11 protein-coding genes are annotated in these 15,958 nt (G+C 70.4%); 6 read left to right on the top strand and 5 right to left on the bottom strand.

From position 1 onward, the window contains the following. Positions 1–234 precede the first annotated feature (234 nt). The 6 genes from leuA to OG390_RS16835 all read left to right on the top strand — a co-directional run bounded on the left by leuA (position 235) and on the right by OG390_RS16835 (position 8,788). The gene (gene leuA / locus OG390_RS16860; protein WP_406168780.1) at positions 235–1,965 is read left to right on the top strand and encodes a 2-isopropylmalate synthase; all 1,731 of its coding nucleotides are present in this window, start codon (positions 235–237) and stop codon (positions 1,963–1,965) included. Positions 1,966–2,151: 186 nt separating this feature from the next. Next, the gene (locus OG390_RS16855) at positions 2,152–2,847 is read left to right on the top strand and encodes a TerB family tellurite resistance protein (protein WP_406168778.1); all 696 of its coding nucleotides are present in this window, start codon (positions 2,152–2,154) and stop codon (positions 2,845–2,847) included. Between the two features lie 140 nt (positions 2,848–2,987). Beyond that, on the top strand, positions 2,988–5,078 hold the full coding sequence (locus OG390_RS16850) for an MMPL family transporter (protein ID WP_406168776.1): 2,091 nt from the start codon (positions 2,988–2,990) through the stop codon (positions 5,076–5,078). A gap of 125 nt (positions 5,079–5,203) precedes the next feature. Then, a complete protein-coding gene (locus OG390_RS16845) occupies positions 5,204–6,790 on the top strand; it encodes a sensor histidine kinase (protein ID WP_406168774.1) in 1,587 nt (528 codons plus the stop codon). Beyond that, positions 6,787–7,464 (top strand): response regulator, encoded by a 678-nt coding sequence (locus OG390_RS16840; protein WP_406168773.1) that lies wholly within the window; start codon positions 6,787–6,789, stop codon positions 7,462–7,464. Before OG390_RS16845 ends, OG390_RS16840 begins: the two co-directional genes overlap by 4 nt. Before the next feature lie 115 nt (positions 7,465–7,579). After that, a complete protein-coding gene (locus tag OG390_RS16835; RefSeq protein WP_406168771.1) occupies positions 7,580–8,788 on the top strand; it encodes an exo-alpha-sialidase in 1,209 nt (402 codons plus the stop codon). A gap of 143 nt (positions 8,789–8,931) precedes the next feature. Here OG390_RS16835 and OG390_RS16830 read toward each other — a convergent pair whose 3' ends face one another. The 5 genes from OG390_RS16830 to OG390_RS16810 all read right to left on the bottom strand — a co-directional run bounded on the left by OG390_RS16830 (position 8,932) and on the right by OG390_RS16810 (position 15,892). Further along, a complete protein-coding gene (locus OG390_RS16830) occupies positions 8,932–9,867 on the bottom strand; it encodes a dihydrodipicolinate synthase family protein (protein WP_406168769.1) in 936 nt (311 codons plus the stop codon). Then, positions 9,864–10,931 carry an oligopeptide/dipeptide ABC transporter ATP-binding protein gene (locus OG390_RS16825; protein ID WP_406168767.1) on the bottom strand — a complete coding sequence of 356 codons (1,068 nt, stop codon included), beginning with the start codon at positions 10,929–10,931 and terminating at the stop codon, positions 9,864–9,866. The genes OG390_RS16830 and OG390_RS16825 overlap by 4 nt, the downstream gene beginning before the upstream one ends. A gap of 283 nt (positions 10,932–11,214) precedes the next feature. After that, the gene (locus OG390_RS16820; RefSeq protein ID WP_406168765.1) at positions 11,215–13,233 is read right to left on the bottom strand and encodes a dipeptide/oligopeptide/nickel ABC transporter permease/ATP-binding protein; all 2,019 of its coding nucleotides are present in this window, start codon (positions 13,231–13,233) and stop codon (positions 11,215–11,217) included. Positions 13,234–13,284: 51 nt separating this feature from the next. Then, the gene (locus OG390_RS16815) at positions 13,285–14,244 is read right to left on the bottom strand and encodes an ABC transporter permease (protein ID WP_406168763.1); all 960 of its coding nucleotides are present in this window, start codon (positions 14,242–14,244) and stop codon (positions 13,285–13,287) included. Between the two features lie 19 nt (positions 14,245–14,263). Further along, positions 14,264–15,892, bottom strand: coding sequence for an ABC transporter substrate-binding protein (locus OG390_RS16810; protein WP_406168761.1), 1,629 nt, complete (start codon positions 15,890–15,892; stop codon positions 14,264–14,266). Between the last annotated feature and the right edge of the window lie 66 nt (positions 15,893–15,958).

Raw genomic sequence — 15,958 nt, 5'->3', positions numbered from 1 at the left:
GGTATGGCGCACCTTTTTGCACCTTTCGTTCCTTTCGTGGCCGTGATCCCGCATACTGATACAGCCCCCCGCACGGAGCATGGCTCGGCTAGGCTGCAGAGCATCATGCGTTTCGGGCTGCTTCTCCTTAGCTGCCGCGGCGAGGGCCTGTAGTCGAGGCCGACCCCCTCCCCGCGGAGTCTGGCGTTGCGCCGTCGGCCGTCCTTTCCGGACACCACGAGGAGCCCACGCACCATGGCGAACAGCCAGAACCGCCAGCAGCCCACGTCCATGCCGATCCACAAGTACGGTCAGTACGACCAGGTGGACATCCCGGACCGCACCTGGCCGGAGAATCGGATCACCGTCGCCCCCCGCTGGCTCTCCACGGACCTGCGCGACGGCAACCAGGCCCTGATCGACCCCATGTCGCCCGCGCGCAAGCGCGCGATGTTCGATCTGCTGGTGAAGATGGGCTACAAGGAGATCGAGGTCGGCTTCCCGGCGTCGGGACAGACGGACTTCGACTTCGTACGGTCGATCATCGAGGACGAGAACGCGATCCCGGACGACGTGACGATCTCCGTGCTGACCCAGGCCCGTGAGGACCTGATCGAGCGGACCGTCGAGTCGCTGAAGGGCGCCAAGCGCGCCACCGTGCACCTGTACAACGCGACCGCGCCGGTCTTCCGCCGGGTCGTCTTCCGTGGCTCCAAGGACGACATCAAGCAGATCGCCGTCGACGGCACGCGACTGGTCATGGAGTACGCCGAGAAGCTGCTGGGCCCGGAGACGGAATTCGGCTACCAGTACAGCCCCGAGATCTTCACCGACACCGAGCTGGACTTCGCCCTGGAGGTCTGCGAGGCGGTCATGGACGTCTGGCAGCCCGGCCCGGGCCGCGAGATCATCCTGAACCTGCCCGCCACGGTCGAGCGCTCCACCCCCTCCACCCACGCGGACCGCTTCGAGTGGATGGGCCGCAACCTGTCCCGTCGCGAGCACGTCTGCCTGTCCATCCACCCGCACAACGACCGCGGTACCGCCGTCGCCGCCGCCGAGCTGGCGCTGATGGCCGGCGCCGACCGCGTCGAGGGCTGTCTGTTCGGGCAGGGCGAGCGCACCGGCAACGTCGACCTGGTCACCCTGGGCATGAACCTGTTCTCGCAGGGTGTCGACCCGCAGATCGACTTCTCCGACATCGACGAGATCCGTCGTACGTGGGAGTACTGCAACCAGATGGAGGTCCACGCACGCCACCCGTACGTCGGCGACCTCGTCTACACCTCCTTCTCCGGCTCCCACCAGGACGCCATCAAGAAGGGCTTCGACGCGATGGAGGCCGACGCGGCCGCCAAGGGCGTCACGGTCGACGACATCGAGTGGGCCGTCCCGTACCTGCCGATCGACCCGAAGGACGTCGGCCGCTCCTACGAGGCCGTCATCCGCGTCAACTCGCAGTCCGGCAAGGGCGGTATCGCGTACGTCCTGAAGAACGACCACAAGCTGGACCTGCCGCGCCGGATGCAGATCGAGTTCTCGAAGATCATCCAGGCGAAGACGGACGCCGAGGGCGGCGAGGTCACGCCGAGGGACATCTGGGCGACCTTCCAGGACGAGTACCTGCCGAACCCCGACAACGCGTGGGGCCGTATCCAGGTCAAGAACGGCCAGTCGACCACCGACACCGACGGCGTGGACACGCTGAAGGTCGAGGCCACGGTCGACGGCCAGGACACCGTCCTGACCGGCTCCGGCAACGGTCCGATCTCCGCGTTCTTCGCCGCCCTGCAGTCCATCGGCATCGACGTACGCCTCCTGGACTACCAGGAGCACACGATGAGCGAGGGTGCCTCCGCGCAGGCCGCCTCGTACATCGAATGCGCGATCGACGACAAGGTTCTGTGGGGAATCGGCATCGACGCGAATACGACACGTGCCTCGCTGAAGGCTGTCGTCTCCGCCGTCAACCGCGCGGCCCGCTGACCCCGTTCACCTGGTTCTTTCCGGCTCCGTCCGCCTTTCGAGGCGGGCGGAGCCGCGTCGTTTCCCGGCCAATCCGCGTGGAGGTCACGAGCAGGTCTCGTCCGGGGTACTGACTCCGCATCAACAATGTGGCTAACATCACGCCAGCGCGGCGATGTTGCCGCGGCATTACGGAGGTGTGCGACGGTGCTGCCGGAACGGGGACGAAACGGTCGTGCAGTTCAGGTTCCCCGCGTCCTGGGCACCCGTACCGCGTGGACCACCGTCGGCGACGGCGAGTTCTTCTGCCCCGGCTGCGGAGGCGACCGCAACTACCAGCGCCTCACCGGCCGTCGCCGCTTCACCCTCCTCGGTGTTCCCGTTCTCCCGCGCGGCGAGACCGGGCCCGTCGTCGAATGCGCCGCCTGCCGCCACCACTACGGCGCCGACGTCCTCGACCACCCCACCACCACCCGCTTCTCGGCGATGCTCCGCGACGCCGTCCACACCGTCGCCCTCGCCGTGCTCGCCGCGGGCGGCACCTGCTCCCGTACGTCGCTGGAGACCGCCGCGGGCGCGGTGCGCTCGGCCGGCTTCGACGACTGCACGGCGGACCAGCTCGGCGCGCTCGTCGAGGCGCTCGCCGCGGACACCGGCCGGGTCTTCGGGGAGCCGTGCGGGGCGAGCCTGGCCATAGAGCTTCACGAGGCGCTGGACCCGCTGGCCCCGCACCTCGCGCCGACCGGCCGGGAGGCGATCCTCCTCCAGGGCGCCCGCATCGCGCTGGCGGACGGCCCCTACACCCCCGCCGAGCGGGACGTGCTGGCCACCGTGGGCGCGGCGCTGACGATCTGCTCGGACGATGTGACGCGGTTGCTGGTGGCGGCGCGTACGCCGTCGTAGTACTCCCCAGGGAGTAATGCCTCCGTCTCGCCACCCCTCGGAGTAGCCCCGAACTCGCCCTCCCGCGCGACGATTCCGGTCCCACGCGCCGGGAGTCTGGTTCTTGTCCAGACACCCGGCCAGGAGGGGAGGACCCCGTCATGGGGCCCGGAAAGACAACCACGTACAGGCGGCGCAGGGCCGTGCCCTGGGCGCTGCTCGGGCTCTGGGTGGCCGTCCTTGCCATCATCGGGCCGTTCGCGTCCAAGTTGACGGATGTGCAGCACGACCGAGCCGTGGACTACCTGCCGGCGAGCGCCGACTCCACGCAAGTGGCCAAAATCGAGGACCGGTTGCCCGGCGGTGAGACCACCGAGCTGGTGCTGGTCTACCACCGCGACGGCGGGCTGAGCGCCGCCGACCGTGCGACGGCCGAGCGCCAGATCGCCGAGATCACCAAGGAGAACCCGCTCACGGCACCCCCGAAGGGCGTGCCGTCCCGGGACGGCACCACGCTGATGTACCCGGTCGCCAGCTCCGCACCCGGGACGGACGAGAAGAAGCGGGACGCGTTCGTGAACGACGTACGCGATGTCGCCCGCACCGAGAACGGCATGAGTGTCGACGTGGGCGGGCCCGGCGCGCTCGCCACCGACGCGGCTGAGGTCTACAACTCCCTCGGCGGCCCGCTGCTCTACACCACCGTCGCCGTGGTCGCCGTCCTGCTGATCCTCATCTACCGCAGCCCGCTGCTGTGGCTCGTACCGCTCGCCGTCGCGGGCGTTGGCGACTACCTGTCGATGGGCGTCGCGTACGGCCTCCACCAGGCCTTCGGGACCACCATCTCCGGCCAGAGCTCGGGCGTGATGACGATCCTCGTCTTCGGCGCCGGGACCGACTACGCGCTGCTGCTCATCTCCCGCTACCGCGAGGAGCTGCGACGCGTGGAGCGGCCGTACGACGCGATGCGCAAGGCCCTGCGCGGCTGCGGGCCCGCCGTGCTCGCCTCCTCGGGCACCGTGGCCGCCGGACTGCTGTGCCTGCTCGCCGCCGACCTCAACAGCAGCCGGGGCATGGGACCGATGGGCACGGTCGGCGTGCTGTGCGCGCTCGTCGCCATGCTGACCCTGCTGCCCGCCGTTCTCGTCGTGCTCGGACGCCGGGTGTTCTGGCCGCTCGTGCCCGCCTACGGCAGCGAGCCCAAGCAGCGGCGGAGTCTGTTCGCCGCGATGGGGTCCTCCGCCGGACGCCGGCCGTACGCCGTCCTCACGGGCGGGGCCGTCCTGCTCGGGGCGCTCGCCCTCGGGACCCTGAACCTGCCCGGCTCGCTCAAGCAGCAGGACTCCTTCGTCCACACGCCCGACTCGGTCGCCGCGATCGAGACACTCGCACAGGCCTACCCGGGGCAGGGCACCCAGCCGATCACCGTGATCACTCCCACCGGGCGGACGGACGCCACGCTGGCCGCGGTGCGGGACCAGCGAGGTGTCGCGAGCGCCGAACGAGGGCGCAGTGGGGGCGGCTGGACGGAGATCTCCGTGACGGCGAAGGGCGCGCCCCAGTCGGCGGCCGAGACCGCCACGATCAAGTCCTTGCGGGGAGATCTCAAGGGCTCGGGCTCGTACGTCGGTGGTCCGAGCGCCCAGCAGATCGACCTGCAGGACACCAACGCCCGCGACCGGCTCGTCGTCGTACCGATCGTGCTCGCCTCCGTGCTGCTGATCCTGATCGCGCTGCTGCGCAGCCTGGTCGCGCCGTTGCTGCTGGTCGCCGCCGTGATCGCGGTGTGGGGTGCGGCGCTCGGCATCGGCGGGCTGGTCTTCGGGCCGCTGTTCGGGTTCGAGGGGACCGACCCGGGGCTCGGGCTGCTGTCCTTCGTCTTCCTCGTCGCGCTCGGCGTCGACTACGGGATCTTCCTCATGCACCGGATGCGCGAGGAGTCTCTCTCGGGTGCCGAGCCGGCCACCGCCGCGCTGACCGCGCTGCGCACGACGGGAGGTGTGATCGCCTCGGCCGGACTGGTCCTGGCGGCGACCTTCGCGGTGCTGACGAACATGGGACTCGTGCAGCTCGTCGAGCTCGGCTTCGTGATCGCGGTCGGGGTGCTGCTCGACACCTTCCTCGTCCGTACGTACCTGGTGACCAGCGCGAGTGTGGCGCTGCGGAGGAAGGTGTGGTGGCCGGGGCGGCTGTCACGGGAGCCGTCGCAGCCACCGGAGCCGCGGCACAAGGAACCCGTCGCGGTCGCCTGAGCGGCGGCGCTGGGAACCCGTCGCGGTCGCCTGAGCGGCGGCGCTGGGAACCCGTCGCGGTCGCCTGAGCGGCTTGTGGGCGCCCCTGTCTCCCGCAGGGGCGCCTCCTCACGGAGGATGAACCGGTGGACGCCAAACGCATACTGCTCACGGGCTTCGCCCCCCGGGGAAGCGCCGGCCCCGCACGGATCCTGCGCCAGGACGCGCTGTTGGCCGCCGCGCTGCTGGTCGTCGACGTGTCCGTGGCGCTCGTGCTCGACACCGATGGCCGTCGGCCGGACGGGCTCGGCTGGACCCTACTGATCGCCGGGCATGTCCCGATGGTGTGGCGGCGCCGCGCCCCGTTCCTCTCGTTCCTCGCGCTCGTCGCCTGCGTCGGCCCGTACCACGCGCTCGACTTCGATCACACGGCGCCGCTGCTCGTCTCGATGCTCGGCCTGTTCACCGTCGCCGTGACGGGGCGCCCGCTGCGCTCCGCCCTGGTCGGCGGCGGAGTCATCGGCATCATGCTCGCCGTCAAGTTCGGGCAGGGCACCGCCGAGGGCGCCCAGGCGCTGCGCGTGACCGGCTGGATCGTGGCGTTCCTCGTCCTCGGCGTGTACGTGCGCGTGCACCGCCAGTACGTCACCTCGGTCGTCGAACGCGCCGAACGCGCCGAACGGACCCGTGAGGAGGAGGCTCGCCGCCGGGTCGCCGAGGAACGCCTGCGCATCGCCCGCGACCTGCACGATCTGCTCGCCCACAGCATCACCCTCATCGGCGTCCAGACGTCCGTCGCCGCGCACGTCCTGGCCGCCGATCCCGACCGCCTCGACCGGACGGCGGTCGCCCAGGCCCTCGACGACATCTCCGAGACCTGCCGCACCGCGCGCGGTGAACTGCGCACCACGCTGGAGGTGCTGCGCGCCTCCGAGTTCGGCGGAGACGGCCGCGGGCCGCTGCCCGGGCTCGACGGCGTGCCGGACCTGGTGGCGGCGGCACGCACCTCGGGCGCCACGGTGGAGACCGCGGTCGCGGTGGACACGGGCGACGTGCCGTCCGCGGTCGGCGCCGCCGCCTACCGGATCGTCCAGGAGGCGCTCACCAACGCGGTCCGCCACGCGGGTCCCGATGTGACGGTGCGCGTGGACCTGCGCGCGGAGGGCTGGGCGCTGCATGTCACGATCACGGACGACGGCGTCGGCGACGCGGGCGGCACCCCCGGGTTCGGGCTTGTGGGGATGCGGGAGCGGGCTCGTAGTGTGGGCGGGACGTTGGAGGCCGGGGTGCGGGAGGGGGGTGGGTTCGGGGTGTCGGCGGTGCTGCCACTGGGGGCCGGGGTACCCGCGCAGATGTCCGGGCGGGACGGCGTACGTGATGCCGGGCCTGTACGGGATCTCGAAGACGTAGGTGATGCTCGGGCCGTGGGTGATCCCGGTGCCGTGGGTGATGCTCGGGCCGTGGGTGATCTCGATGCCGTGGGTGATGCTCGGGCCGTGGGTGATCCCGGTGCCGTGGGTGATGCTCGGGCCGTGGGTGATCCCGATGCCGTGGGTGATGCTCGGGCCGTGGGTGATCCCGACGCCGTGGGTGATGCTCGAGCCGCGCGTGGTCCCGACACCGTACGTGACGGCGACGCCCTACGTGAGCCCGGACCCGTACGCGCGCCCGATCCCGTACCAGCATCCGATCCCGGGCGTGAGCCCGAACTCGAGCGAGGCGAGTCCCGATGACCATCCGTGTACTCCTCGCCGACGATCAGACGCTCGTGCGGGCCGCGTTCGCCATGCTGGTCGAGTCGGCGCGGGACATGGAGGTGGTCGGACAGGCGGCCACCGGGCGGGAGGCCGTGGAGCTGGCGGGCAGCGCGCGGGCCGATCTGGTCGTCATGGACATCCGCATGCCCGACCTGGACGGCATCGAGGCGACCCGGCTCATCGCGGCGGACGAGAACCTGGCCGGGGTCAGGGTCCTGGTCCTCACCACCTACGACACCGACGAACACATCGCGGAGGCGCTGCGTGCGGGCGCCTCCGGCTTCCTGGTGAAGGACACGAGGCCCGCCGAGCTCCTCGACGCCATCCGCACGGTGGCCGGTGGCGAGGCCCTGCTCTCACCGGGCCCGACCGCCCGGCTGATCGCCCGTTTCCTGCGCGGCCCGTCGGCTCCGGCGCCCGCGGCGGGCGGTCCCGGCGGCCTCTCCGAGCGGGAGCGCGAGGTACTCACGCTGGTCGCGCGCGGCCTCAACAACACCGAGATAGCCGGGGCGTTGGGACTGAGTCCGCTCACCGCGAAGACCCACGTGAGCCGCATCATGGGCAAGCTGGGCGCCCGCGACCGGGCCCAGCTGGTGATCGTGGCGTACGAGTCGGGTCTCGTCACCCCCGGCACCGGCACCGGCAGCTGAACTGACGACACATCAACACGCCGTAGCCGCACGGATGTTGATACGTCACCCTGGGCGCACTACGTTCTCCTGGACATCCCACGTCCTATGTCCATCGGAGTTCAGGGAGCGCGCCATGAGCATCACGAGCCGCAGGGTCGCGTCGGCGGCAGCCATCGGTCTCCTCACCGCGCTCGCCGTCACCGGCACCGCATCGGGCGCGCCGCTCGCCGGCCGGGGCTGCACCTCCTCCGTGCCGTACACGGCGGGGCACGACGGCTACGACACGTACCGCATCCCGGCGACGGTCACCACGCGCGCGGGCACGCTGCTCGCCTTCGCCGAGGGGAGACACAACAGCGCGGGCGACACCGGCAACATCGACGTCGTCCTCAGACGCTCCTTCGACGGCGGCTGTACGTGGGACCCGCTGCGGGTCGTCGCGTCCGGTGACGGCGACACCCGGGGCAACCCGGCGCCAGTGGTGGACCCGAAGACCGGACGGATCGTGTTGGTCACGTCCTACAACAGCGGTGCGGTCACCGAGGCGCAGATCATGCGGGGCGAGGTCACACCGGAACAGAGTCGTCGCGTCTTCGTCCAGACGAGCCGCGACGACGGTCGGCACTTCTCCTCTCCGCGCGACATCACGGCTCAGGTGAAGCTGCCGGGCTGGCGGTGGTACGCCACCGGCCCCGGCCACGCGATCGCTCTGCGCCACGGCCGGCACGCCGGGCGCCTGGTCGTCGCCGCCAACCACTCCGCCGCCCCGCCGGTGGGCTCCGCGGACACCGGGCAGGAGCCCGAGTACTACGGCGCGCACGCCCTCTACAGCGACGACGGCGGGGTCACCTGGCGGTTGGGCTTCGTGGACGACTCGTACGACGGTGTCGACAACGCGAACGAGAGCGGCGCCGCGGAACTTCCCGACGGTCGGCTGTACTTCACGTCCCGCGACCAGAACGGCACGAGTGCCGGAAACCGCCTCGACGCCTACTCCAGCGACGGCGCCGAGACCCTCGACCGCCCCTACGCCATCCAGCCCACCCTGAACGACGTGCCCGTCGTCCAGGCGAGCGTCCTCCAACTGGCCGGTCCTTCCGCGCCCCTGCTCTTCTCCGGCCCCTCCGTCCCCACCGCCCGCCAGTCCATGGCCATCTGGCGCAGCACGGACGCCGGCGGGTCCTTCACCAAGGCCACGACGCTCTCCTCGCAGCGCGCCGCATACTCCGACCTCGTGCAGCTCGGCGCGAGCCGGGTCGGTCTCCTCTACGAGACCGGCGCGACGGGGACGTACGACACGATCGAGTTCCGACGGGTGCCGGTGAGCGACTTGCTGGGGTGAGGGTTTTCGCCCCCTCCGCCCCTGCTTGTCGCGCAGTTCCCCGCCCCTTTCAGGGGCGCGGGAACTGCGCAGTCCTTTGGGGGTCTGGGGGCGCAGCCCCCAGGTACGGGACGGGTAGGGGCGGAGGGGGCGAAGACCAGCCCTTACAGCAGCCCCGCCCCCGCCAGATACTTCCCCACCAGCTCGACCTCCCCCTCCGACAACGGAACCTGCGGCTCCGCCGTAACCGGGCAGTCGATGACCCCCCGCAGATACAGGGCGGCCTTGAACGCCCCCAGCGCCGACGAGCTACCGCCCATCCGGGCGGAATCCCCCACGTCCACCATCCGGAACAGCGCGCACAACCGTTCCTGCTCGGCCCGGGCCCGCTCCCGGTCGCCGTCGCGGCAGAGCCGGAACAGGCGCACGTATCCGACCGGATCGACGTTCCCGAGCCCGGGCACCGCGCCGTCCGCCCCGAGCGCCAGCGCGGAGTCGACGACGACCTCGGAACCGGTGAGGAGCGTGAACCCGCTGATGTCGGGGTGGGAGCGGGCACCGGTCACGACGGTGCGGAAGGCGCCGAGGTCGCCGCTGGAGTCCTTGAGGCCGGCGAGGACACCGTCCGCGGCCAGCTCCAGGACCAGGTCCGCGCTCAGCTTGGTGTGGACGGAGACGGGGAGGTCGTAGGCGAAGACCGGCACGGGCGAACGCGTGGCGATCACGCGGTAGTGGCGGGCGATCTCCGCCGGGTGGGTGCGGGTGTAGAAGGGGGCCGTGACGACCACGGCATCCGCGCCCGCCGCCGTCACGTCCCGAACGTGGTCCAGGACGCGCGGCGTCGTCATGTCGATCGCACCCGCCAGTACGGGGAGCCGGCCGGCGACATGACCGGTCACGGTCTGCACGACCAGCCTGCGCTGCGCGTCCGTCAGATACGCCGCCTCCGACGTCGAGCCGAGCACGAACAGACCGTCCACCCCGCCGTCCACCAGATGGTCCACGAGCCTGATGAGCGAGGGGACGTCCACCTCGCGTTCCGGTGTCAGGGGAGTGCAGACGGGCGGTACGACACCGGTCAACGGGGTGGGAATGGTCATGAAGGCTCCCTGATGTGCTGCTGGAACGGGACGTCGGCCATGGCGGTGGCCGGGGCGGCGGACTCGGCCTGCGCGACCAGCGCGCGCGTGGACTGGCCCTCCTCCACGGGATGGTGGCACCGGTAGCGGTGATCGGGGGTCGACGCGGCCGCGAAGTCCGGCATCGATGACGCGCACGCGTCGTCCGCCTTCCAGCAGCGTGTGCGGAACGGGCAGCCGCTCGGCGGACGAGTCGCCGACGGGACGGGGCCTACCAGGGGGATCGGGTCGATGGGGTCGAGCAGGCCCGGGGTCGCCGAGAAGAGGGCTCGTGTGTAGGGGTGGCGGGAGCGGTCGGTGACCTCGTCGGCCGGTGACTCCTCGACGATCCGGCCGAGGTACATCGTGATCACCCGGTCGCTCATCCGCCGCACCGTCTGGATGTCGTGCGAGACGAACACCAGGGCCAGGCCGAGGCGCTCCTTCAGGTCCAGGAGGAGGTTCAGGATCTGGGCGCGGACCGACACGTCCAGCGCGCTCGTCGGCTCGTCGGCCACCACCAGGTCGGGGTCCAGTGCCAGGGCCCGGGCGATCGCCACGCGTTGGCGCTGGCCGCCGGAGAGCTGGCCGGGCAGGGCGTCCGCGAGGGCGCGGGGTAGGCCGACCAGTGCCATCAACTCCCGTACCCGGTCCGCACGTTCGGCGGTCGTGCCGCGCCGGTGCACGTCCAGCGGGTCTCGCAGGATCTGGTGGATCGTCAGCCGCCGGTTCAGCGCCGTCGACGGGTCCTGGAAGATCATGCCGGTGCTGCTGCCGATGGCCGTGCGCCGGTCCGCGGGTTTCATGGACCAGACGTCCTGGCCGCGGAAGGTCACCGTGCCGGACGTCGGCCGCTGCACCCCCACCAGTACCTTCGCGAGCGTCGACTTGCCGCAGCCGGACTCGCCGACGACGCCGACCGTCTCGCCGGGTGCGATGGCGAGATCGGCGGCGGTGAGGGCGTACACCCGGTCGCGGGCGAACAGACCGCCGGTACGGGCCTTGTGGACGACGTGGGTGTCGGACAGCGCTACCAGTACGGTCACTTGAGGGCCTCGGCTTTCCCGGTCGGCGCGGTCGCTTGCGGGCCTTGGTCTGGTGCGGTCGGTGCGGTCGCTTGCGGGCCTCGGCCTCTTCCGGTCGGTGCGGTCGCTTACGGGCCTTGGTCTGGTGCGGTCGGTGCGGTCGCTTGCGGGCCTTGGTCTGGTGCGGTCGGTGCGGTCGCTTGCGGGCCTCGGCCTCTTCCGGTCGGTGCGGTCGCTTGCGGGCCTTGGTCTGGTGCGGTCGGTGCGGTCGCTTGCGGGCCTCGGCCTTCTCCTGTCCGCGCGGTCACGTGACGGCCCCCTCGCTTCCGTTGGGATCGGCCAGCGCGACGGCGCCCCCGCTCTCCCTCGCCATGGACCCCAGGTCGGCGGCCGGGTGGTGGCAGGCCGCCGTGTGCGTCCGTGTCCCCACCAGGTCCGGCACCGTCGTACGGCACACCTCGCTCGCCATCGGGCAGCGGTCGGCGAAGCGGCAGCCGGTCGGGAAGTCGGCCGGGGAGGGCACGACCCCCTTGATCTGGGTCATGCGCTCGGCCGCCGACTCCAGCGAGAGCACACTGCCCAGCAGCCCGCGTGTGTAGTGGTGGGCCGGGGCCTCCACCAGGTCGGCGGTCACCCCGGTCTCGACGATCTGGCCGCCGTACATGACGACCACCCGGTCGGTGACCGCCGAGACGAGCGCCAGGTCGTGCGAGACGAGGATCAGCGCGAAGTCCATCTCCGCGCGCAGCCGCAGCAGCAGCTCTATGACCTGCGCCTGCACCGTCACATCGAGGGCCGTGGTCGGTTCGTCGGCGACGATCAGCCTGGGGCTGCGGGACAGGGCCATCGCGATCAGGACGCGCTGGCGCTGGCCGCCGGAGAGCTCGTGGGGGTAGCTGCGCAGGGTGCGGTCGGGGTCCAGGCCGACCAACTCCAGCAGCTCGGCCGGGGAGCGTTTGCCACCTCTGCGTACGACCTGTTTCAGCTGCGCCCTGATCGTCATCGCCGGATTCAGGGAGGACAGCGCGTCCTGGTAGATCATCGCCATCTCGTGGCCCAGCAGCCGGCGTCGTACGCGCATCGGCTCGCCGATCAACTGCCGCTGGCCGAACCGGACATGGCCCCTGACCCGGGCTCCCTTGGGCTCCAGGCCCATCACCGTGAGCGCGGTCAGCGACTTGCCGCAGCCGGACTCGCCGACCAGACCGAGGACTTCGCCCGGCTGCACTTCGAAGCTGATGCCGTCGACGATGTCCACGCCTTTGTGACGGGCGTCGAAGCCGATGGCCAGGTTCTCGACGGCGAGTACGGGCTGGCCGGAGGGCAGCGGGCGGGCCCGTGCGCGCAGGCGCGCGGCCGCCTCGGCGAGGCCCGGCAGTTCCAGGACCTTGCCGCTGCCCGGCTCGGGGGCCTCCAGCCGGTCCTCCGCCGCGGGCGCGGACACGTCCCTGGCCGCGGGTGCCGCCCACGCGTCCGAGACGCCCTCGGAGAGGATGTTCAGCGACAGTACGGTGATCAGCATCAGCAGGCCGGGGAAGACCGTGGCCCACCAGCCGCCGGTCAGCACCATGTTCTTGCCGTCCGCGATGACGCTGCCCCAGGACGGGTCCGGGGGCCGTACGCCCGCGCCGATGAACGACAGCGACGCCTCGAAAACGATGGCCTCCGCGACCTGCACGGTGCAGAACACCAGCACGGGGGCGGCGCAGTTGACGGCCACGTGCTTGAGGACGATGTGCGGGGTGCGGGCGCCGATCACGTGCTCGGCGGTCACGTAGTCCTCGCCGTACTGGTCGAGGACGTTGGCCCGTACGACCCTGGCGACCGGCGGCGTGAACAGGAAGGCGATCGCGCAGATCAGCACCGTGATGCCGCCGCCGAAAACGGCCACCAGGACCGCGGCCAGCGCGATGCCGGGGAACGCCATCACCACGTCCAGGCAGCGCATCAGCGTCTCGTCGACGGCCTTGCGGGACGTCGCCGCGACCGCACCGAGGAGCGCTCCCACGACGAGGGCGAGTGCGGTGGCGCCCAGGCCGATCGCGAGGGACCAGCGGGCGCCGTACATCAGCCGGCTGAGGATGTCCCGGCCGAGGCTGTCCTGCCCCATCCAGTGGTCGGCGGAGGGGTGTCCGGTGCCGTCCACGGGCGCCTGCTGGTCGAGCGGGTCGTGCGGGGCGAGCAGCGGGGCCAAGAGTGCCACCAGCACGACCACGGCCAGGAAACAGACGGCGACCTTCGACAGCAGTGGCAGTCGGCGCCGGCCACGCAATCGGACGCCGGGCCGGGAGAGGGCCTCGGTGAGGCTCTTGCGCGTGAACATCAGGTCGCATCCCTCTGTAGTGACATCAGGTCGCACCCCCGGGCAGCGCCATCAGGTGGCCTCCCTCAGGCGTGGGTTGACCAGCAGATACAGGATGTCGATGACGAGGTTCACGATCACGAATCCGGTGGCCGTGGTCAGCACGACGCCCTGCACGACCGCCGGGTCGCCGTTCTTCACCGCGTCGATCATCAGCTTGCCCATGCCCGGCAGTGAGAAGATCGTCTCGATGACGACCGCGCCGCCGAGCAGATAGCCCACACGCAGGCCCAGCACGGTGAGCGGGTTGATCAGGGCGTTGCGCAGCACGTTCCGCCCGACCACCACCCGCGGCGGCAGACCGCTCCCGATCGCCGTCCGTACGTAGTCCTTGTCCAGCTCCTCCACCACGGAGGTCCGCACGATCCGGGTGAGCTGCGCGGCGACCGGCAGGGAGAGTGCGAGCGCGGGCAGGGCCATGGTCTTCAGCCAGCCGCTCAGTGAGTCGGCCGGGTTGATGTAGCCGCCGGTCGGGAACCACCCCTGGTCGACGGCCAGATACTGGATCATCAGCAGCGCCAGCCAGAAGCCCGGCGCCGCGACCCCCGTGAGCGAGACGACCCGGATGATCTGATCCGGCAGCCGGTCGCGGTAGATCGCGGCGGTGACCCCGCCGAGCAGCGAGAGCACCACCGCGATGCCGAGCCCCAGGAAGGTGAGCTGGAGCGTGAGCGGCAGCGCGGTGGTGACCTGGTCGAGGACCGACCCCCGGGTCAGTGCGCTGGTGCCCATGTCGCCGTGGAGCAGGTCCCCGACGAAGTGGAAGTAGCGCACCGGCAGCGGGTCGAGGAGTCCGTTCTGCTCCCGGAAGTCGTGCAGCTGCTGCGGGGTCGGATTGGCGCCCTGGAAGAACGCCGACGCAGGATCGACGTCGGAGAACCGCATCACGAGGAACACGAACAGGACGATCCCGAGCATCAGCGGCACGAGCAGCGTGACGCGGCGCAGCAGGATCCTGGCGATGGCGACCACGTACGAACTCCTTTGTCGCCTAGACCCACTTGGCTTGCAACAGGTTGATGCCCGGGTACGGCTGCGCCCTTATCCCCGCGAGTTTCTTCGGGTCCCATGCCGTCATCAGCTCGTTGTGCACGACCGGGTAGAGCACGGCCTCTTCGGCGACGATGTCGATGTAGTCCTGGATCATCGCCTTCTTCTTGTCGGCGTCCGGCTCCTGCGTCGCCTGGTCCATGTCCTTGAAGAGCTTCTTCGCCACGGAGTTGCCGGCCCAGCGGGCGTAGCCCATCCAGAGGTTCTCGGGCCCGTAGTTGTAGTGCATGATCAGGTCGGCATCCAGACCGAACTGATTGGGGTTCGAGGCGGCCGCGACGACCTGGTAGTCCTGCTTCTGGTCCATCTTGGTGAAGACGGCGGTCGTCTCCTGCGGGGACAGGGTGGTCTCGACACCGATCGCGTCCCAGGACGCCTTGATGGTCGGCAGGCAGTCGACGATCCAGCTGACGTTCACCGACAGGATCTCGATCTTCAGCCCCTTGACCCCGGCCTCCTTCAGGAGCTTCTTCGCCTTCTCGGGGTCGTACGAGTAGACGGTCTTCGCGGGGCGGTAGCTCGGGTTGCTCTCGTTGAGGAAGGAACTCGACGGCTTTCCGTGCCCCTTGAGGGCGACCTCGACCATCTTGCCGGTGTCGATGGCGTAGTGCAGCGCCTGCCGGACGCGTACGTCGTCGAAGGGCTTGTGCTGGGTGTTGAACATGAGGAAGAGGTTGTTCATGCCCGCGCCGCCCTGGACGGTCATGCCGCCCTTCTTGAGCTGCTCGATGTTGGCGTACGGGATGTTGTCGGCGATCTGTGCGCCGGCGCTGGCACCCGAGATCTTCGCGACCCGGGGCGCGGCATCCACTATGGTCAGCCAGTTCATCTTCTTGAACGCCGGCTTGCGCGGCCCGTTGTAGTCGGCGAACGCCTCGAAGGTGGTGTTCGACTTCGGGTGGTGCGCGGTCTGCCGGTAGGGCCCCGAACCGACCGCCTTGCCCTTGATCGCGTCGTCCCAGGCCCCCGGCTGGGAGAAGATGTGCTTCGGCATGATCTTGGCCAGGGTCAGCCGCGAAATGCCCTCGGGGAAGGGGAACTTGAGGACCAGCTCGACGTTCTGGGCGTCGATCTTCTTGACCTCCTTCAGCCAGCCGGCGAAGAAGCCCTTGGCGAGGGTCGGCGTCTTCGGGTCGAGTATCCGGTCGAAGACGAACACCACGTCGTCGGCGGTGACCGGCTTCCCGTCGTGGAACTTGGCGCCCGCCCGCAGCGTGAACTTCCAGGACGTGCCGCTGAGATCGGACGGCACTTCGGTGGCGAGCGCGGCGTACGGCTCACGGGAGATCGGGTCCGTGTCGAGCAGGCCCTCGTAGATGTGGTTGTTGGCGGCCATGCAGAAGGCGGACGCGGTCTGTGTCGGATCCCAGCTGCCGTCGTTCCCGTAGCCGATGACTGCCGTCAGCGTGGCGTTCTTGCCTCCGCCTCCGCCTCCGGTGTCGTTCGTGGACTCCGGCCCGGACGAGCAGGCCGCCAGCGACGAGGAGAGGGCGGCGGCCGCGCCGAGGGCGCCGGTGTACTTCAGGAACGACCGGCGGTGCAGCGCCGGAGTGTGGGTCACGTCGCGCACGGTTCCTCCAGCAAGGAGTGGTCCAGTGAAGTGATCCAGTGAGTAGGAGATACGACGTCCTACGTC

Source organism: Streptomyces sp. NBC_00996, from assembly GCF_045162675.1.
GTDB lineage: Bacteria > Actinomycetota > Actinomycetes > Streptomycetales > Streptomycetaceae > Streptomyces.
The sequence above is the reverse complement of the archived record's forward strand: the minus strand, read 5'-3'. Positions and strand labels throughout refer to the sequence as shown.